At 41.2% G+C, this 17,649-nt stretch carries 22 protein-coding genes; 5 read left to right on the top strand and 17 right to left on the bottom strand.

All coding sequences use genetic code 11. The features are described from left to right. Positions 1 to 4: 4 nt before the first annotated feature. The 5 genes from A9P82_RS08515 to mobV (A9P82_RS08495) form a co-directional block, all read right to left on the bottom strand. A complete protein-coding gene (locus tag A9P82_RS08515; protein WP_066206689.1) occupies positions 5 to 1,195 on the bottom strand; it encodes an RHS repeat domain-containing protein in 1,191 nt (396 codons plus the stop codon). A gap of 361 nt (positions 1,196 to 1,556) precedes the next feature. After that, the gene (locus A9P82_RS08510) at positions 1,557 to 2,024 is read right to left on the bottom strand and encodes a hypothetical protein (RefSeq protein WP_066206686.1); all 468 of its coding nucleotides are present in this window, start codon (positions 2,022 to 2,024) and stop codon (positions 1,557 to 1,559) included. Then, positions 2,005 to 2,859 (bottom strand): RHS repeat domain-containing protein, encoded by an 855-nt coding sequence (locus A9P82_RS08505; protein WP_066206683.1) that lies wholly within the window; start codon positions 2,857 to 2,859, stop codon positions 2,005 to 2,007. The genes A9P82_RS08510 and A9P82_RS08505 overlap by 20 nt, the downstream gene beginning before the upstream one ends. Before the next feature lie 120 nt (positions 2,860 to 2,979). Beyond that, positions 2,980 to 3,363, bottom strand: a complete 384-nt coding sequence (locus tag A9P82_RS08500) for a hypothetical protein (RefSeq protein ID WP_066206676.1) — start codon at positions 3,361 to 3,363, stop codon at positions 2,980 to 2,982. Between the two features lie 77 nt (positions 3,364 to 3,440). Then, positions 3,441 to 4,436, bottom strand: a complete 996-nt coding sequence (mobV, locus tag A9P82_RS08495) for a MobV family relaxase (RefSeq protein WP_066206673.1) — start codon at positions 4,434 to 4,436, stop codon at positions 3,441 to 3,443. Between the two features lie 519 nt (positions 4,437 to 4,955). Here mobV (A9P82_RS08495) and A9P82_RS08490 point away from each other — a divergent pair. Beyond that, on the top strand, positions 4,956 to 5,159 hold the full coding sequence (locus tag A9P82_RS08490) for a hypothetical protein (protein ID WP_156522634.1): 204 nt from the start codon (positions 4,956 to 4,958) through the stop codon (positions 5,157 to 5,159). On the opposite strand, the gene A9P82_RS08485 is transcribed toward A9P82_RS08490, so the two are convergent. From A9P82_RS08485 to A9P82_RS08470, 4 genes are all read right to left on the bottom strand, one after another. Then, positions 5,143 to 5,703 (bottom strand): ORF6N domain-containing protein, encoded by a 561-nt coding sequence (locus tag A9P82_RS08485; RefSeq protein ID WP_066206668.1) that lies wholly within the window; start codon positions 5,701 to 5,703, stop codon positions 5,143 to 5,145. The two genes, A9P82_RS08490 and A9P82_RS08485, sit on opposite strands and share 17 nt — an antisense overlap. An 80-nt stretch (positions 5,704 to 5,783) precedes the next feature. Then, positions 5,784 to 6,716 carry a tyrosine-type recombinase/integrase gene (locus A9P82_RS08480; protein WP_066206664.1) on the bottom strand — a complete coding sequence of 311 codons (933 nt, stop codon included), beginning with the start codon at positions 6,714 to 6,716 and terminating at the stop codon, positions 5,784 to 5,786. A 15-nt stretch (positions 6,717 to 6,731) separates the two neighbouring features. After that, the gene (locus A9P82_RS08475) at positions 6,732 to 7,703 is read right to left on the bottom strand and encodes a tyrosine-type recombinase/integrase (protein WP_066206659.1); all 972 of its coding nucleotides are present in this window, start codon (positions 7,701 to 7,703) and stop codon (positions 6,732 to 6,734) included. Between the two features lie 39 nt (positions 7,704 to 7,742). Continuing rightward, a complete protein-coding gene (locus A9P82_RS08470) occupies positions 7,743 to 9,386 on the bottom strand; it encodes a hypothetical protein (RefSeq protein WP_066206656.1) in 1,644 nt (547 codons plus the stop codon). Positions 9,387 to 9,529: 143 nt separating this feature from the next. Between A9P82_RS08470 and A9P82_RS08465 the strand changes: the two genes are divergently transcribed. Then, the gene (locus tag A9P82_RS08465; protein ID WP_066206653.1) at positions 9,530 to 9,862 is read left to right on the top strand and encodes a helix-turn-helix domain-containing protein; all 333 of its coding nucleotides are present in this window, start codon (positions 9,530 to 9,532) and stop codon (positions 9,860 to 9,862) included. Positions 9,863 to 9,928: 66 nt separating this feature from the next. On the opposite strand, the gene A9P82_RS08460 is transcribed toward A9P82_RS08465, so the two are convergent. Continuing rightward, positions 9,929 to 10,378 carry a hypothetical protein gene (locus A9P82_RS08460; protein WP_156522633.1) on the bottom strand — a complete coding sequence of 150 codons (450 nt, stop codon included), beginning with the start codon at positions 10,376 to 10,378 and terminating at the stop codon, positions 9,929 to 9,931. A gap of 18 nt (positions 10,379 to 10,396) precedes the next feature. Continuing rightward, complete coding sequence (locus A9P82_RS08455) at positions 10,397 to 11,230, bottom strand: HEPN domain-containing protein (RefSeq protein WP_066206650.1); 834 nt, start codon at positions 11,228 to 11,230, stop codon at positions 10,397 to 10,399. A 143-nt stretch (positions 11,231 to 11,373) separates the two neighbouring features. Here A9P82_RS08455 and A9P82_RS08450 point away from each other — a divergent pair, with 143 nt between their 5' ends. Then, positions 11,374 to 11,745, top strand: a complete 372-nt coding sequence (locus A9P82_RS08450; RefSeq protein WP_066206647.1) for a helix-turn-helix domain-containing protein — start codon at positions 11,374 to 11,376, stop codon at positions 11,743 to 11,745. A gap of 175 nt (positions 11,746 to 11,920) precedes the next feature. Then, the gene (locus tag A9P82_RS08445; protein ID WP_066206645.1) at positions 11,921 to 12,433 is read left to right on the top strand and encodes an O-acetyl-ADP-ribose deacetylase; all 513 of its coding nucleotides are present in this window, start codon (positions 11,921 to 11,923) and stop codon (positions 12,431 to 12,433) included. Between the two features lie 31 nt (positions 12,434 to 12,464). Here A9P82_RS08445 and A9P82_RS08440 read toward each other — a convergent pair whose 3' ends face one another. The 4 genes from A9P82_RS08440 to mobV (A9P82_RS08425) all read right to left on the bottom strand — a co-directional run bounded on the left by A9P82_RS08440 (position 12,465) and on the right by mobV (A9P82_RS08425) (position 15,363). Next, positions 12,465 to 12,761, bottom strand: coding sequence for a hypothetical protein (locus A9P82_RS08440; protein ID WP_066206643.1), 297 nt, complete (start codon positions 12,759 to 12,761; stop codon positions 12,465 to 12,467). A gap of 2 nt (positions 12,762 to 12,763) precedes the next feature. After that, entirely contained in the window at positions 12,764 to 13,774 is a 1,011-nt protein-coding gene (locus A9P82_RS08435) for a TreTu family toxin (RefSeq protein WP_231891232.1), read from the bottom strand. Between the two features lie 132 nt (positions 13,775 to 13,906). Beyond that, entirely contained in the window at positions 13,907 to 14,290 is a 384-nt protein-coding gene (locus A9P82_RS08430; protein WP_066206676.1) for a hypothetical protein, read from the bottom strand. Between the two features lie 77 nt (positions 14,291 to 14,367). Further along, positions 14,368 to 15,363, bottom strand: coding sequence for a MobV family relaxase (mobV, locus tag A9P82_RS08425; RefSeq protein WP_066206673.1), 996 nt, complete (start codon positions 15,361 to 15,363; stop codon positions 14,368 to 14,370). A 519-nt stretch (positions 15,364 to 15,882) separates the two neighbouring features. On the opposite strand from mobV (A9P82_RS08425), the gene A9P82_RS08420 reads away from it, so the two are divergent. Then, on the top strand, positions 15,883 to 16,086 hold the full coding sequence (locus tag A9P82_RS08420) for a hypothetical protein (RefSeq protein WP_156522634.1): 204 nt from the start codon (positions 15,883 to 15,885) through the stop codon (positions 16,084 to 16,086). Here the strand turns inward: A9P82_RS08420 and A9P82_RS08415 are convergent. After that, complete coding sequence (locus tag A9P82_RS08415) at positions 16,070 to 16,630, bottom strand: ORF6N domain-containing protein (protein WP_066206668.1); 561 nt, start codon at positions 16,628 to 16,630, stop codon at positions 16,070 to 16,072. The genes A9P82_RS08420 and A9P82_RS08415 overlap by 17 nt on opposite strands. An 80-nt stretch (positions 16,631 to 16,710) precedes the next feature. Continuing rightward, positions 16,711 to 17,643 carry a tyrosine-type recombinase/integrase gene (locus A9P82_RS08410; protein ID WP_066206664.1) on the bottom strand — a complete coding sequence of 311 codons (933 nt, stop codon included), beginning with the start codon at positions 17,641 to 17,643 and terminating at the stop codon, positions 16,711 to 16,713. Positions 17,644 to 17,649: the final 6 nt, after the last annotated feature.

The raw sequence follows: 17,649 nt of genomic DNA, 5'->3' as shown, positions 1-17,649 counted from the left end.
ATTTCTATTGTTTTAAAGTTGGATGCTGTTCAAAGAAATCTTTTGCCGCTTGTGTATATTTACTTCCCGGACCTTGATAAAAATCACGTAAAGCTTTTAAGCGGTCTTCTCTCGAAAAGTTTAGCTGGATTTCTCTTCCAGGATTACCAGGTTGCGGTCTCATGTGATTTCCTTTGGCATCTTTATAATTAACTAAATGGTCGTTCAAATCTCTATGCAACTGCTGATGCTCACTTTGTGGCATATCGGTAAGTTTCTGCTTCTCTTCTCCACCCATAAATTTAGGGTCAGAATGATGTCCGTGCATCTTTTCAGCCTCAACTTCAGCTTTTTCCGCGACTTCCTCTTCCGCTTGTACTGCAGTTTTATCCGCTAATTCTTCCACTCCATGTTCGACTAAACTTTCTCCTGCATGGGCTACGGCTCCTTCTTCCCCTAATGTTGCAGCATCTCCTATTGCTGCCAATGTAAATAAGGCGGCTTTCCACCAATGCCCTCCTTTTGCAGCATCATACGCATCTGCAGCGAACCCAACCACAGGAAGCCATTCAACAATTTTTCTTGCCGTGGATTGTTGTGGTTTTGCTTGTGTAGTAACTGTAACGTCTGCCAAAGTTCCGCTTGCTTCTGTTGTTGATTGCTGACCTGCCTGCACAGAGCCATCTATCATTGGCGGAGTAATCTGGGTTGTATCTCCGGGCATCATCCCAAAGGGGTCATTAAACGAAACCGGGTCATCAAAAGAGAAAGTATAAGGACTCCATCTGCGCATATATTCAGTTAGTGGGTCTTGCTGCCAATATCTCCCTATCTGCGGGTCGTACATTCTTGCTTCAAAATCCATTGCGTCAAGTCCGCTACCGTCGGCAAACTCACCGCTTTGCAGTTCATTACCATTAAACAAATACTTATTTTGTTGATTAGAAAGTGTTGCGGTTAACCCTATTCCTTTTTGTTGGAGCCCGAAAGGATAATAACTATTTGCTTCGAGTATAGGACTCGCCACATTGTAATCATCCGTGATCACCATGCGGGTATTCCCTAAATGGTCTTTCAGCATATAATCATAAACCCATCCCGTGTTTGCTGCATTTGCCCTCGCTCTGCCTTCACCTGTGCCAAAGAACTGTAAGGTATCATTCTGGTAAACAGAATTGTTTAAATACAACGTAACCGTTTTCCTTGCAGGAAGCACCGTACTGTCAATTGTGGTTTTCTTTAATTTGTTTCCACTTGCATCGTACGTATAATAAATACTTCCTTTGCCGCTTACCCTGATAACCGAGGGTAAATTTAGGTAGTTATAACTAATCGCAGAAATATATTATGATCTTTCAATTATCAACATATCTGATACACTTACTGCCAAATTGTTTTCTTAAATAGCTTCTATTGTTTGAAAACCGATACTATAATAAAAACACATATACATTATTGCGATGTTTTTATTTCTCCAATCTGCTATGACCCACATTTGCCGTGCCTTTCAAGAAATATCAACATATCTGATACACTACCCATCATCAGGAGAGGGGCACATTGGTTGCAGCTTTTTATCAAAATTCTGTGGACGTTGCTGGGAAGACTATAAAATTTTCTAAACTTACTTTTCTATTTATTTCTTTATAAGATGCATCCAATAAAAATAATTTATTATGGGAGAAAGGATCCTCTTTCCAAATCCAATTCTCATTGAGAGTTCTATCAATATCAAACCAATAGAAAAGCAGCATTTGATATCTTATTAATTCTTTGTTTACTTTCTTAATTGCCGATATCATACTTTCATTAATATCTTCATAAATATCATAAATAGTATTTATGTCATTATTAAGCCATTCATGGTACAAGAAAGCATATTCTTTATACCATGTAGAAATATTTATGTGCTTTTTCAAATTTTCTATAATTATCTCAATATCAATGCTGGATGCTTTCTCTTCTGTTTTCATTAATCTTACAACCTCTTGTTCATCTGGCAACCAAAGAAATTTATAAAGTGTGTTATTTTTTAAATCTTCCATCTTTAAGTAATTTTAAAGCTTTCTTGGCTTCTCTATCTGTTTTTGCTGCCTTTTCAATTTCTTTTAATGTTTTTTGCCTGTATTGATCAGGAAATTCTCTGTTAATAGATCCTTTCCGATCTTTTTGAATAATTTCATCTGCTTTTCTATTATCTTCTTGATTATTTATATTCTGCTTTCCTGTGTTATCTATCTTCTTTTTCGATTCTTCCTCTGAAGGTTCTGGTACTTCATCATCAGGAGAAGGTGGAATATTTACAGGTGTTACAACAGAAGTAGAGTCAGGTATTTGGTTTTGCAACTCCTGTTCCTTATTGTCTTCATATAAACGATAGCCTGTGTAAAGTGTTGCACCTATGTCAAAAATAGTAATGAGTGTTTTAGTTATAGGCTCAGGGTCTTCGGCAGCAAGCTCCCAGCCAACTGCATTTCTTTTAAATACTTGTAGAGCAATCGCACCTATGGAAGTGCTTGGATGAGCCTTCTTTATATGATAATCTAGTATAACTGTCGGTAACTCAGCAGTGTCGCCCGGGACTCTTCCTGTCGGGTCATTAAATAATATCGGATTATCAAAAGAAAAAGCATAAGAACTCCATCTACGCATATATTCCTGCATGGGGTCTTGCTGCCAGAATCTTCCGATTTGCGGGTCGTACATTCTTGCTTCAAAATCCATTGCGTCCAATCCGCTACCGTCGGCAAACTCACTGCTTTGCAGTTCATTACCATTAAACAAATACTTATTTTGTTGATTAGAAAGTGTTGCGGTTAATCCTATACCTTTCTGTTGGAGTCCGAAGGCGGTGTAATTAGTCCGCACTTTCTCCCGCACTTCCCATTTTGCCTATGCACAACACAAAAAATTACAACGATTTCCTAAGCCCAACCTTTTATCGATACAAAATTTTCCCAGCGCATCCCAGCATCAAAGAACTTCGATAAAGATAGATATTTATCGAACTATCAAGTTATTTTTTCTAAAAATTTTTGTGGCTTCATCGATTATTTCATCCAGCCTGTTTTTATTTAGGCGTTGCATATTTACAAGTTCAGTACGTAAAGTTTTAAGTTGCTGTACGTCTTCTTCCGTAGCGGCGGCATTCTGGATTTCTCTTATACCGACAAGCATTGCATCTTCAACATACCGCCGAACTTTCATAAAGGCATTACGATAATCATTTTCTTTTTCTTTTTGCGACTTACCCCAGAGCGGGTCGTTTCGATGCCACTCGGCTTGTTCAAGTCTGCGATAAATATCGGCATTAGCTCCGTTGTCATTATTTCTGCCGCAGCCATATATCATGCGCAACAGGTATTCATAATTCATTGCTTCCATACCATTTGTTTTTAGAACACAAAAGTACATTGCTCCACAAGGGTTATCCAAAAAGTTGGGCAACCTTTGCCCAACTTTTATCTGCGCATACCTCTGCGTTTGTCCTGATTTTCATTCTGGGTATTTTTTCTTGGCAATAACACGCCGTCCATATATTTTGCTTTGACCTGCGGAGTAATGGTTTTGCTTGTTATAATGTTGCGTATATCTTCCAACTGCTTTTGGCTGGTTTTATGCAGCTTCACATTTTCGGAAGACAAAGTTTTGATTTGCTCTTTCAGTTTTTTATTCTCGTTTTTAATAAGAGCAACAGCCTCCACCATTCTTTTGTGTTCGGTAACCAACTTTTTTATTTGCTGGTTGATGAGCTGCTCCTGCATTTGCTTCCATTGTTTTTGCCCGATGAGTTTCGGTATATCATCCAATTCAATGCTATAATCCTGTTGCGGCAGTTCTGCTTTTTCGGCAATGGCTTGGGCTTGTTTCAGTACGGCATAATATTCTTTGATGTCGGTATGCTTGGCTCGGCTGCCTTCTATGCCGCGCTCCAAGCCGATGCCTTCCACCGCACCAGCAAAACTTGTTTGCAGCCCGCGCATCTTTTCCCTGCCGCCCAGCAATGCCCTGCAATTTAATTTGCCCTCGACAACAGGCACGATAACCGCATGGATATGCGGCGCGCCTTCATCTTTATGCACAGTAAAATTGACGATGTTTTCTTTGCCGTAAAGTTGCTCCAGCCATTGCATGGATGCTTTTTCAAAAGCCCTCCATTTGTTTACTTCGCCTTGCAGCTTTCCGTCTTCGGCTTTATGGTAATTAAAAAATTCCGCGCCCGATGTCAAAAGGTTTTCTACGGCAAGCACGGCATTCTTTCTCGGTTGGATGCCTGCTTCTTTTATCCGCTTTTGAATGTCGGCATTGAGGTCTTCCGAACCGATAGGACGGCTGTTGTATTTTAATAATTCGGGGTCGGCATTAGGAACGTCCATTGTTCGGGTAAGGTGCGCATTTAAGCCTCCCGCATTCGCTGCCGTCTTTATTTTGCAAGTGCGCAAAACAGCATAAGACATAATCTTTAGATTTTGAGGTTATCGTATGTGCTTGGCAGGATTTGTATCGGCAATTTTTCCTGATTGTGTAGTAAGTACACTTTTCAGTTTTCGTCTTCCCCTAAAGGGTCGGTTGGCGGCGAAGAGATTACCGATGACAAAACAAAGATAAAATAAAATCGGTGCAAAAAATAATAATGATTGCCGTTTATTTTTTTGATTTTACCCACTCATCATGCAGGCAATCGTTATTATTTTTTGTGCGGTCAAAGCCGCCTGATAACGTTTTGCATCGCATCATCTTTGCGGCGGCTGCGACAGTACGGATAACGCCTGTATCGGTGTGCGTGGGTAAGGCACGGCTTCCACAAAAAATAAAACACAGCGTTGGTTCTGTGTGTAAGCGTTTTATTCTTTAGTGGCTGCGGTCTTGGATACTTAACATAAGGTTCTTATAGGCTTTTTGGGATTGGGATGCTTGCATAAGGGTTGGCAAAAACGCCTATAAGGCAACCTTATGTTTAATGTAGCCCTCCGCCTGTGTGTAGAGCTTTTTTGCGGCTTGTGAAGCATGGGCTGTGCGGCTCTTTGGCATTCGCCAATGTGCCGCACGAAGCAAAGGCAAGCGGCAAAAAAATATGTGAGCAAGGCGGCAAGACCGCAGGACAGCAATTGGGTTGGGTTTGTGCGTTCGCTTGCTGCAAGCCGTGCCGTGCGTGGGCTGGACTTAATCGTTCGGCTTAAATCCGATTTTATTTCTCGGCGGATTGGTGCTTTGTTTTTCTATCAGCTCTTTCAATACCATAAAAATATTTTCAATGTCTTTGCTGTTGCGTTCAATATTTCTGTTACTGCTCACGATTTCTTTTTCCATTTTGGCAAGCTGCATCAGTATTTCTTTATGGGAGAGTGCATATTCACGCACCTTCACAAAAACCCTTATGATGCGTATGTTTACATCAATAGCAGTTTTACTGTTCAGTATACAGGACAACATCGTTACACCCTGCTCCGTAAAACAAAAAGGTGTAGCGCCGCCAAAATAACTTTTAGAGGGTATCACATTTTGTGATACCATGCCGTCGATTTCCTTACTTGTCATCTCGAACATAAAATCTTTCGGGAAGCGTGCAATATTTCTTTTGACAGCTTGCTTTAAAACTCTGGTTTCTACGCCGTACAATTCCGCGAGGTCTCTGTCCAGCATAATTTTTTCGCCGCGTACCACGTAGATTTTATTCAATATTTTCTGTTCGGCTACCAATGCCTGTAATTCCTGCTTTGCCATCTTTTTTCAATGCTTTTTCGATGTGTAAAAGTAATTGTTCTGTAATTGGGTATCACAAAATGTGACCTCCATTTTTTTATTTAAAAAGGATGATAATGTTTAATATCTTCTTTCAGGTCTTCTAAATTATTGGCTTGGTACTGCTCCGTTGAACTGATGTAGCGATGCCCTGCCATGACCTGAACCTTGCGCAGGTTGTACCTTTGCAGCCAATGCACTATCACGCTTGCCCTTATCTGGTCAATGTTTTTTACTTTCCCGTTCATCTGTTTTAAATGTTTTACCAGCATTTCAAAGAGGTTGTTTTTTCTCGGACTCTCGCCTATATTTAAAAATAAATCCTGTACCGGTTCGGTAATATTCCTGCGTTGTAAAATCTGTTTTCTCGTATCGTTGATATAATCCAGCAAGTCAAACACCTGCCTGCTTTCCAAAGGCAAGGTGCGTTCATTACTGCGCTTTGTACCTGCAATAAACACCTTGCCTTCCCTTAACCGTAAGTCCTGTAATTGCAGGCGGATAATATCCTCTGTGCTTAATCCCTGATACACCAGCAAGCCCAACACCGCTTTGTTCCTTTTTCTTGCCAACTGCTGCAAAACCTGCGGCGGCGGGCTTTTCAGCGTTTCCGTTTTCTCTAAGACAATATCGGTTCGGTAGTTTTCATACAGCGCATTTAATGCTTCTTCGGATAAAATCTCATACAGTACTTTTCTTTTGATGCCTTTGATAACAATATTGCTGCAAGGATTGTCGCTCACTTCGCCTTCGCTCATCAACCATTCAAAATATTTTTTCAGTTGCCATACATAATGGGCAATCGTCTTGCTGCCTGTGCCTTTGAGGCGGTAATGCTGCACATAAGCGATAATATCGTTGTGGGTGGTTTCCGTAATGTCGGATAAGTTTTCTTTTTCCGCCCACGCAAAAAAATATTCCGTTACCCGCACAATAGTATCAATGGTGTTACTGCCGTAACCTTTTATCCGCAACCATTCTTTAAACTTTTCCATGATGATTATGTTTTATTATTCCACTTTTAATTCTTCATTGATTAAGTGCGTATAAATCTGCGTGGATTCAAGGCTGCTGTGTCCCAAAAAATCTTTTATCTTTTCCAAGCCCATGCCGCGCGCCAACAGGTGCGTGGCAATACTGTGCCGCAACGTATGCAAACCGATTTCTTTTTGTTGCAGGCTTTCTGTTGCGGTAATCGCAATCAGGTGTTGCAAGCATAACAACAGCATTTGCCCGCCCAATCGTTTGCCGCTTTTGCTGCTGACAAAAAAGGATTCTTCTTTATTATCCCTGATGAGTATGGGTCTTGCATCATACAGGTAAGTGGTAAGATGCTCTAAGCCTTTGCTGCTGACAGGTACAAAGCGTTCTTTGTATCCCTTGCCTTTGCGCACGTGTACCAATGAACTTTCTATGTGGATGTCGGATACATTCAGCTGGCAGCCCTCGTTTCTTCTTAGCCCGCAGCCATAGAATACGGCAAGCATGGCGCGGTCTCTCTGTTGTAAGGCAAGATGCAGTTCTTCATTGGTTCCGCGCCGCTTCCTCTCATAAGGTTGTTCGGTCGCTTGGTATAAAAGATGTATTTCTTTTTCAGTAAGTACGGCGGGGATTGCATCAAGGATGCTTTCCTGCCGTATGTTGAGCATCGGTATTTTTAACTTGCCCGTTTGTCGCAGGTATTCGACAAACTTCCGTAACGCCTGTAAATTTTTATTGAGGTGCTTACTGCTTAATGTGCCTGCACCGACCATATAGTTTTTCCGTTGTTTCAGCTCATCATAATAATACGCCTTTATCGCTTCTGCGGTTATATCCTGTAAAGCGGTTTTGCCTTGTTGCTCTAAATAATGCAGCAAGCCTCTGACCTGTATCGGCATATAATACACGCCCTGCCAGGCGTAACCCAATGCTTCGAGCCATTCCTTAAAACTTTGCTCCACATAACGGTAAGCGGGCGAACGGACAGGTAAACGTTTCATTTTTTAATATTTTTTTTGCCTTGCTTGCATTTTACAATATCATTGGTCGTTTGCGCTTAAAGCCTTTGCTGGCTTGCGTTTCAGTGCGCCATTTTCTTTTTGGCGCATGGGTGGCGCACCGGCTTGCAGGTTCTGTAAAATAGTATCCAGCACGCTGCTGATACTGTTTTGCAACTGTACATATTTTTCATAGCTGACGATTTCATAGAGATAACCTTGCTGTTTTTTATCGTCCTGCAATCTGATGTAACCGTTTTGTAATAGCTCATGGTGGTAACGCCTTACGGTTGTTGCAGGCAGGCGTAAATGTTTGCGGATGTCGCGGTTGGTAAACGTGCTTTCTTTTTGTTCCTGCAAAAATTGTTTGAGCAACTCAAAATAATTTCTGGTCGCGCCGCTTAACTCATCGGCTTTGCGCAAGAGGACGGATTTCATGAGCTTGTTGGCTTCGGCAATATCTTCCAACGTAGTGCTGATAAAGGTTTCGCCTGTGTTCGGGTCGGTGTATCTTTCCCTTTGGTGCTGATGATAAAACGTTACGGCTTCGATAAATTGCAGGTAATGCGCATTGGTTCTTCGCGGCTTGAACACTTCACTCGGTATCTGTAATAATTCCGCATAAGGATTGATGACCGATACTTGCTCTAATAACCGTTGCGTGTTTTGCAAAAATTGTTTGGTGTTGTTTTCTTCCGTTTTATTGATGCGCCCTGCCGATACGGCGCGTTGGTATTGCATAATGTTTTCATCCTGTGTTTTACTCTCGTCTATGTAAATCAAAAAAGAACGGTTGGCGTTGTCTTCGTATATCTTTTCCTGCGTGGTACAGCCTGCCACGCTCACAGGTCCGTTTACTTTAAACGTAATGGTCTTGGTTACGCCCTTACTGTCTTTGAGTGGCACTAACTTGATGATGTGCTTCTTGCTGATGAGTTCGCGCAGCGCATACAGCACAGGCTCTGCGCCGTCCATGTCTTCTATCAAGATTAATTTGTGTTGTAAATCGTATTCGCCAAAATAATACAGTGCGTTGCTGGTAAGGCTGGTGCTTTCTATCTTATCTTCTTCGGGCATGAGTTCGGCGACCTTTTCCTGCAAGTGGCTTTTGCCCGCGCCCGAACTGCCAAAGCTGATGACGTGTAAAGGGTTTGCGCGCTTGCGGCTGGTAAAAATGATATACATTAAAAGACGGTTGCTTGCTTCGCCGATAACGCCGCTTTGCCCGATGAGTTCATTGGTTCTTTGCATTAAGTCCGGTTGCATTAAAAAATTCATCGCCGCTTCTTTTTCTTCGGGGGTCAATATCTTCCGGGCTTTTACTTTTTCCTGTTGGCTGGTTTCGATTTGTTGCAGGCGGTACAACTCCAACTGTCTTGTAATGTCGGCAATGGCTTTGGTCAATGGCAATGTGCCGACCTCTAAACGTTCTGCGGCTTTACGGATGAGTTTTTCTGTTTGCACGTCATTGTATAAATCCAAGTTATGGTTCACAGGCAACGCGGCAATATCGGGATTGTTCATGTAATGCTCGAACTTTCGATTAATGACTTCTATACGCATCGTTACACGCAATCTGTCCAAGCCGTCCATGCGGATGCCGCCAAGTATCGTAAAGCCTAATTCTTCCGTGCAGTACGTGATTGCATTAGGATTTGTAATGTCTATGAGGATGTCTGCCGCCATGTGGATAAATATTTAATCTGACATATTTATCGTAAAAGTAGCAGATTTGTTAGAATTACACAAATAAAATAGTTCTTGTTTCAGTTATTTATATCATCTAATTTTACAAAACACTTATTATATCAGCATCTTAAACGATAAATATGACTTTCGGCGAACACATAACGACCCTGCGTAAACGTAAAAACCTCTCGCAAAGCGAGCTGGGCAAAACGGTAGGAACAAGCGGCGATATTATCGGCAAGTATGAACGCGATGAGGTAAAACCTTCGGTAGAAGTAGCGGCAAAAATCGCTGATGCGCTGGAAGTGTCTTTGGATTATCTGGTGGGTAAAACAACCGTGGAGATTGACAGCAAAGCCCTGAACCGTTTGCAGGATATTCAAAAATTAAATGAGCAGGATAAGGCTACCGTCTTTGAGATGGTGGATGCTTTCTTACGCGACAGGAAAGCTAAAAAAGCGTATGCTTCGTAAAAATTTATACATCACAGTAAAACAACAAAGCCCGGCAAGCCGGGCTTTGTTGTTTTACTGATAACACTATTTTTTTCGCCGGATTTTCCGCCACCATTTTTTAAACCAGTAATTGTAATGTTTATTCCGCCATTTGGCATACAGGTCTATCATTTTCGAGTTGCCTTCATCAGGCCACGAGACGCCGATGGCATCCAGCTCTTTAAACATCGTCCGTATATCATCTTCGGTGTAATAATCCTGCCCGTACCCATGCGCTATAAAATAATCCACTAATTTTTCTTTGGCTTTGTCCCGCCCTTCACGCTTCCAGCTTCCGCAAGACAGGTTGTCCATAAAATCGGTTACAAGGTCATCAGGCGGTACGTTTACAAGTTTTGCTATCAATAAAAAAGAATACGGCAATATGTCCTCCCATTCAACGTATCTGCTGTAAGCGCCTGTTTGCCATTTGAGTTGCGGCGGGCGTTTTTTTCTTATCCTTTTTAATTTGGCAGATGGAAGCATTGGTCTCATGATAAAATATTTTACGGTTTATAAAGAGGATTGTATTTGCCTGTCCAATATTTCCAAGCCTTTAAGGCAAAGTTTCCTTGCCATTTCAACAAAAGTGCTTACACGTTCTCCCACCGTATATGCGTCTTTTTGCCCTACTTCAAAACCGCGCTTGTACCTTGTCTCGGAATAACTTTTCATCAAGAGGGAAAACAACCTTTCTTCTTCCGGCGTTTGGGTAAACAAGGTTATCGGCTCTTCGGAAAAACACCGGCAAAGATTGATAAGCCTACCCAGATTGTGGATGTCTGCACGGTAACCTATATGCACGCCGAGCAACGCAATACAGGCTTGTTCAACAGTCTGGTGCATGAGGAATACCGCGGTGGTATATTTTCCCTTTTCGAGACTGAACGCCGATGCTTCATTAAAACTTTTAGATAATTCGTAATGGTATAAATACTGTTCCCTTGCCCTATAAGCGGTTTCGTTACTGATGGTTATCCCGGGATTGATTTCCTGTACCGGTGCTGCCCCGTCTTGCGTATAACAAAGAATACCGTTGGTGTAAACGCTATAAAAGAAACGGCTTTGCTTTTGCAGGGCTTCCCGTATTGTCCCTTTGCCATGGGCAAGAATGGTTACATATCCTGTCGTAAAATGCCGGTTGGCAAATTCCTGAATCCCATGTTCTATCCGTGTATCTTTTTGTGTTACTACCAAAAGGAAGTAGTGATAGACAAAGTTGTTTGTATTGTCTATAAAACAGCCGGAAGCGCTGTATTGCGTGGTTACTTTAGCAAAGCAGATAACCCATACCGGCGTATAGTTTTCAACAATTTCTTTTATAAGCGGGGAGATAACGGCATCCATGATATTTGTTTTCTACACAAGTTCGAGCGCGTAAAAACGGTATCCTATTCTTAGAGCAGGTACTTTACAGGATTGCCAAAGTATTTTAGCGGATGCTTTACAGCCGTTTTTGTTATTTTTGTACGAACGGCAACACACTTAATATGGAAAAAACAATACATCAGGGAAGGAACATTAAACGTTTTCGCGAGATGCTGGGCATTAAGCAGGAAGGGCTTGCCTACGGGCTTGGCGAGGACTGGAACCAAAAGAAAGTATCTACACTGGAGCAGAAGGAAGTAATTGAACCCGATGTGTTGCAGCAAGTCGCCGCTATCTTAAAAGTGCCTGTGGAAGCTATTAAAAATTTTGATGAAGAAACGGCTATCAACATTGTTTCCAGCACATTCAATGATAATGCTTCTATCAATTACTATCCGACATTTAATCCGATTGATAAAGTCGTGGAACTCTACGAACGCATGTTCAAAGAAAAAGATGCTATCATCGAAAAACTTTTACAAGAGAAAAAATAATAAAGAAGTGGCAGTTTCAAAAGTCCGAGACAACCATTTTTATTCAATAAGGTAATGGAACATAAAAATCAAATACGCGATTCTCAGAGTTTTCAAAAAGATTTTGAGACAGTTTCTTAGTTTTTATGTTTATCTCTAAACTGCTTATTGTAAATAACAAACATTGTTGTGTATAATGGTTGAACTAATAAAAGGCAATATTACTAGAATAGAAGTTGATGCTATTGTCAATTCAGCAAACACATCACTACTTGGTGGAAGTGGCGTTGATGGTGCGATACATAAAGCAGGTGGAAAAACTATACTTGAAGAGTGCCAAAAAATAAGAGCCAAACAAGGAGGTTGTAAAGTTGGCAACGCTGTAATAACAACAGCAGGAAAACTCCCTGCAAAATTCGTTATCCATACAGTTGGTCCAGTGTGGAATAACGGCAAAAACAACGAAGTGAGTTTACTATCATCAGCATATCTCAATACCCTTAAACTTGCATTAAATAATCAAATCCACTCTATTTCATTTCCAAACATTAGTACTGGAATTTATAAGTTTCCGAAAGAAAAAGCGGCTAAAATTGCTATTGAAACTGTGTTTAATTTCTTAGAAAGAACTGACAAGATAAAAAAAATAATCTTTGTTTGCCATGATGATGAAAATTATGAAATTTATTCCAAACTTCTAAAACAATAAAATTCTTAATACTAAATACGATACTTTGTTGTTATTGCTCTATAATTAGCTCTTCCAACAGTTTGAATGTTTCTTCTTTCTCTTGTCTTTGGTGTGGTTCTAAAAGAACATTTAGTAGCTGTTCTTCTGTTTCATAGTTCCACACAAAAACACCTAACCATTCTCTACTCCAAAAGTCAATATTACCACCTATTTTTTTTGAATTAAACTCGACTTGGTTTAACGAACCGAAATCGCCCTCTTTAAAAAATCTGTAATTAAATTCATAGCCTTTTAATTTAGGAGCTATATTATTTTTAAACCATTCAATATCTTTTACATCTTCCATAATTATTTGATTTCTAGGATTGGTGAAAGGTTTTGAATTTGCGGGAGGAGCTGTCCCCCTTGTTTCTGCAAAGCTGCTTGCATCGCTTGCCCAGCATTTGGGCCAATTGCCTTGAACCAATTTGCTTGCCCCCCCTGTAAAAGACTGTTTGCAGGAACTTGAAACTCTGCATAAACTGACCCTTTTGATGCTGCTTGGAATGCATCTGCTCCTCCGATTGAAACAAAAGTCTGCCCCCCTGCACCTTCTACCATTTGTCCTGTGGTAGCCATCGTTTCGTATTCCGTTACCGACATCCAACGCCCCACAGTAATCATTTCACCTCCCTCTGCTGCGATTCCAACGCCTTTAGTCGCAGCCAGCATCGTAAGTTTCAAAAGAGCATAACTTCTTAATGTCGGCGCAGTATAATAGCTCGCTGTACTTTTTCCAGTAACAAATTCTAATAACCACGAAAGAGGATTATACTTAATATTAAAGGTATGTATCCATGGATGAACTGGCGATAAGTCATTCCATGTATGATACTGGCTGATAGTAGCAATAGACGGCATATATGGTCGCATAGGAAGTGGGGCGACATGGTTGACTCTTGTGTTGTCACTACCATTTAACCCAATATATCCACCACGTGAAGAAGTGTTTTCAGAACCAGATACAACTAAATCTGGCAGGTTATTAGCGGGACTCTTTGTTCCAAATCCAGGCGTATTTTCAGGATGAGTAGTTCTAATTGTATCTAAACCAAATGGGTCATTGGCAAAAATAGGATTATTGTTGGCATAGGTATATGCTGACCAATCTTGAGAAGATTCCGCTAATGCGTCAATTTGCCAAAACTTTCCGAGTTGCGGGTCAAGTATTCTAAATTTAGTCGAATACAAATTAATGCCAAAATCTTCCTGTAATTCTGTCCCTTGATTAAACAAGTACTTATTATGCAGTGGATTAGTTTCCTGTGTTAACCCTATTGCCTTTTGTTGGAGACCGAAGGCGGTGTAATTAGTCCGCACTTTCTCCCGCACTTCCCATTTTGCCTATGCACAACACAAAAAATTACAACGATTTCCTAAGCCCAACCTTTTATCGATACAAAATTTTCCCAGCGCATCCCAGCATCAAAGAACTTCGATAAAGATAGATATTTATCGAACTATCAAGTTATTTTTTCTAAAAATTTTTGTGGCTTCATCGATTATTTCATCCAGCCTGTTTTTATTTAGGCGTTGCATATTTACAAGTTCAGTACGTAAAGTTTTAAGTTGCTGTACGTCTTCTTCCGTAGCGGCGGCATTCTGGATTTCTCTTATACCGACAAGCATTGCATCTTCAACATACCGCCGAACTTTCATAAAGGCATTACGATAATCATTTTCTTTTTCTTTTTGCGACTTACCCCAGAGCGGGTCGTTTCGATGCCACTCGGCTTGTTCAAGTCTGCGATAAATATCGGCATTAGCTCCGTTGTCATTATTTCTGCCGCAGCCATATATCATGCGCAACAGGTATTCATAATTCATTGCTTCCATACCATTTGTTTTTAGAACACAAAAGTACATTGCTCCACAAGGGTTATCCAAAAAGTTGGGCAACCTTTGCCCAACTTTTATCTGCGCATACCTCTGCGTTTGTCCTGATTTTCATTCTGGGTATTTTTTCTTGGCAATAACACGCCGTCCATATATTTTGCTTTGACCTGCGGAGTAATGGTTTTGCTTGTTATAATGTTGCGTATATCTTCCAACTGCTTTTGGCTGGTTTTATGCAGCTTCACATTTTCGGAAGACAAAGTTTTGATTTGCTCTTTCAGTTTTTTATTCTCGTTTTTAATAAGAGCAACAGCCTCCACCATTCTTTTGTGTTCGGTAACCAACTTTTTTATTTGCTGGTTGATGAGCTGCTCCTGCATTTGCTTCCATTGTTTTTGCCCGATGAGTTTCGGTATATCATCCAATTCAATGCTATAATCCTGTTGCGGCAGTTCTGCTTTTTCGGCAATGGCTTGGGCTTGTTTCAGTACGGCATAATATTCTTTGATGTCGGTATGCTTGGCTCGGCTGCCTTCTATGCCGCGCTCCAAGCCGATGCCTTCCACCGCACCAGCAAAACTTGTTTGCAGCCCGCGCATCTTTTCCCTGCCGCCCAGCAATGCCCTGCAATTTAATTTGCCCTCGACAACAGGCACGATAACCGCATGGATATGCGGCGCGCCTTCATCTTTATGCACAGTAAAATTGACGATGTTTTCTTTGCCGTAAAGTTGCTCCAGCCATTGCATGGATGCTTTTTCAAAAGCCCTCCATTTGTTTACTTCGCCTTGCAGCTTTCCGTCTTCGGCTTTATGGTAATTAAAAAATTCCGCGCCCGATGTCAAAAGGTTTTCTACGGCAAGCACGGCATTCTTTCTCGGTTGGATGCCTGCTTCTTTTATCCGCTTTTGAATGTCGGCATTGAGGTCTTCCGAACCGATAGGACGGCTGTTGTATTTTAATAATTCGGGGTCGGCATTAGGAACGTCCATTGTTCGGGTAAGGTGCGCATTTAAGCCTCCCGCATTCGCTGCCGTCTTTATTTTGCAAGTGCGCAAAACAGCATAAGACATAATCTTTAGATTTTGAGGTTATCGTATGTGCTTGGCAGGATTTGTATCGGCAATTTTTCCTGATTGTGTAGTAAGTACACTTTTCAGTTTTCGTCTTCCCCTAAAGGGTCGGTTGGCGGCGAAGAGATTACCGATGACAAAACAAAGATAAAATAAAATCGGTGCAAAAAATAATAATGATTGCCGTTTATTTTTTTGATTTTACCCACTCATCATGCAGGCAATCGTTATTATTTTTTGTGCGGTCAAAGCCGCCTGATAACGTTTTGCATCGCATCATCTTTGCGGCGGCTGCGACAGTACGGATAACGCCTGTATCGGTGTGCGTGGGTAAGGCACGGCTTCCACAAAAAATAAAACACAGCGTTGGTTCTGTGTGTAAGCGTTTTATTCTTTAGTGGCTGCGGTCTTGGATACTTAACATAAGGTTCTTATAGGCTTTTTGGGATTGGGATGCTTGCATAAGGGTTGGCAAAAACGCCTATAAGGCAACCTTATGTTTAATGTAGCCCTCCGCCTGTGTGTAGAGCTTTTTTGCGGCTTGTGAAGCATGGGCTGTGCGGCTCTTTGGCATTCGCCAATGTGCCGCACGAAGCAAAGGCAAGCGGCAAAAAAATATGTGAGCAAGGCGGCAAGACCGCAGGACAGCAATTGGGTTGGGTTTGTGCGTTCGCTTGCTGCAAGCCGTGCCGTGCGTGGGCTGGACTTAATCGTTCGGCTTAAATCCGATTTTATTTCTCGGCGGATTGGTGCTTTGTTTTTCTATCAGCTCTTTCAATACCATAAAAATATTTTCAATGTCTTTGCTGTTGCGTTCAATATTTCTGTTACTGCTCACGATTTCTTTTTCCATTTTGGCAAGCTGCATCAGTATTTCTTTATGGGAGAGTGCATATTCACGCACCTTCACAAAAACCCTTATGATGCGTATGTTTACATCAATAGCAGTTTTACTGTTCAGTATACAGGACAACATCGTTACACCCTGCTCCGTAAAACAAAAAGGTGTAGCGCCGCCAAAATAACTTTTAGAGGGTATCACATTTTGTGATACCATGCCGTCGATTTCCTTACTTGTCATCTCGAACATAAAATCTTTCGGGAAGCGTGCAATATTTCTTTTGACAGCTTGCTTTAAAACTCTGGTTTCTACGCCGTACAATTCCGCGAGGTCTCTGTCCAGCATAATTTTTTCGCCGCGTACCACGTAGATTTTATTCAATATTTTCTGTTCGGCTACCAATGCCTGTAATTCCTGCTTTGCCATCTTTTTTCAATGCTTTTTCGATGTGTAAAAGTAATTGTTCTGTAATTGGGTATCACAAAATGTGACCTCCATTTTTTTATTTAAAAAGGATGATAATGTTTAATATCTTCTTTCAGGTCTTCTAAATTATTGGCTTGGTACTGCTCCGTTGAACTGATGTAGCGATGCCCTGCCATGACCTGAACCTTGCGCAGGTTGTACCTTTGCAGCCAATGCACTATCACGCTTGCCCTTATCTGGTCAATGTTTTTTACTTTCCCGTTCATCTGTTTTAAATGTTTTACCAGCATTTCAAAGAGGTTGTTTTTTCTCGGACTCTCGCCTATATTTAAAAATAAATCCTGTACCGGTTCGGTAATATTCCTGCGTTGTAAAATCTGTTTTCTCGTATCGTTGATATAATCCAGCAAGTCAAACACCTGCCTGCTTTCCAAAGGCAAGGTGCGTTCATTACTGCGCTTTGTACCTGCAATAAACACCTTGCCTTCCCTTAACCGTAAGTCCTGTAATTGCAGGCGGATAATATCCTCTGTGCTTAATCCCTGATACACCAGCAAGCCCAACACCGCTTTGTTCCTTTTTCTTGCCAACTGCTGCAAAACCTGCGGCGGCGGGCTTTTCAGCGTTTCCGTTTTCTCTAAGACAATATCGGTTCGGTAGTTTTCATACAGCGCATTTAATGCTTCTTCGGATAAAATCTCATACAGTACTTTTCTTTTGATGCCTTTGATAACAATATTGCTGCAAGGATTGTCGCTCACTTCGCCTTCGCTCATCAACCATTCAAAATATTTTTTCAGTTGCCATACATAATGGGCAATCGTCTTGCTGCCTGTGCCTTTGAGGCGGTAATGCTGCACATAAGCGATAATATCGTTGTGGGTGGTTTCCGTAATGTCGGATAAGTTTTCTTTTTCCGCCCACGCAAAAAAATATTCCGTTACCCGCACAATAGTATCAATGGTGTTACTGCCGTAACCTTTTATCCGCAACCATTCTTTAAACTTTTCCATGATGAT

It is taken from the genome of Arachidicoccus sp. BS20, assembly GCF_001659705.1.
In the GTDB taxonomy this organism is placed as follows: domain Bacteria; phylum Bacteroidota; class Bacteroidia; order Chitinophagales; family Chitinophagaceae; genus Arachidicoccus.
The sequence above is the reverse complement of the archived record's forward strand: the minus strand, read 5'-3'. Positions and strand labels throughout refer to the sequence as shown.

Bases quoted from the DNA above. Each gene is read 5' to 3' on its own strand.
- A9P82_RS08480 (WP_066206664.1), bottom strand. From the start codon at position 6,716: ATGGAAAAGTTTAAAGAATGGTTGCGGATAAAAGGTTACGGCAGTAAC.
- A9P82_RS08510 (WP_066206686.1), bottom strand. From the start codon at position 2,024: ATGGAAGATTTAAAAAATAACACACTTTATAAATTTCTTTGGTTGCCA.
- A9P82_RS08410 (WP_066206664.1), bottom strand. From the start codon at position 17,643: ATGGAAAAGTTTAAAGAATGGTTGCGGATAAAAGGTTACGGCAGTAAC.
- A9P82_RS08455 (WP_066206650.1), bottom strand. From the start codon at position 11,230: ATGGATGCCGTTATCTCCCCGCTTATAAAAGAAATTGTTGAAAACTAT.
- A9P82_RS08500 (WP_066206676.1), bottom strand. From the start codon at position 3,363: ATGGAAGCAATGAATTATGAATACCTGTTGCGCATGATATATGGCTGC.
- A9P82_RS08475 (WP_066206659.1), bottom strand. From the start codon at position 7,703: ATGAAACGTTTACCTGTCCGTTCGCCCGCTTACCGTTATGTGGAGCAA.
- A9P82_RS08415 (WP_066206668.1), bottom strand. From the start codon at position 16,630: ATGGCAAAGCAGGAATTACAGGCATTGGTAGCCGAACAGAAAATATTG.
- A9P82_RS08445 (WP_066206645.1), top strand. From the start codon at position 11,921: ATGGTTGAACTAATAAAAGGCAATATTACTAGAATAGAAGTTGATGCT.
- A9P82_RS08485 (WP_066206668.1), bottom strand. From the start codon at position 5,703: ATGGCAAAGCAGGAATTACAGGCATTGGTAGCCGAACAGAAAATATTG.
- mobV (WP_066206673.1), bottom strand. From the start codon at position 4,436: ATGTCTTATGCTGTTTTGCGCACTTGCAAAATAAAGACGGCAGCGAAT.
- A9P82_RS08440 (WP_066206643.1), bottom strand. From the start codon at position 12,761: ATGGAAGATGTAAAAGATATTGAATGGTTTAAAAATAATATAGCTCCT.
- mobV (WP_066206673.1), bottom strand. From the start codon at position 15,363: ATGTCTTATGCTGTTTTGCGCACTTGCAAAATAAAGACGGCAGCGAAT.
- A9P82_RS08450 (WP_066206647.1), top strand. From the start codon at position 11,374: ATGGAAAAAACAATACATCAGGGAAGGAACATTAAACGTTTTCGCGAG.
- A9P82_RS08465 (WP_066206653.1), top strand. From the start codon at position 9,530: ATGACTTTCGGCGAACACATAACGACCCTGCGTAAACGTAAAAACCTC.
- A9P82_RS08460 (WP_156522633.1), bottom strand. From the start codon at position 10,378: ATGAGACCAATGCTTCCATCTGCCAAATTAAAAAGGATAAGAAAAAAA.
- A9P82_RS08430 (WP_066206676.1), bottom strand. From the start codon at position 14,290: ATGGAAGCAATGAATTATGAATACCTGTTGCGCATGATATATGGCTGC.
- A9P82_RS08470 (WP_066206656.1), bottom strand. From the start codon at position 9,386: ATGGCGGCAGACATCCTCATAGACATTACAAATCCTAATGCAATCACG.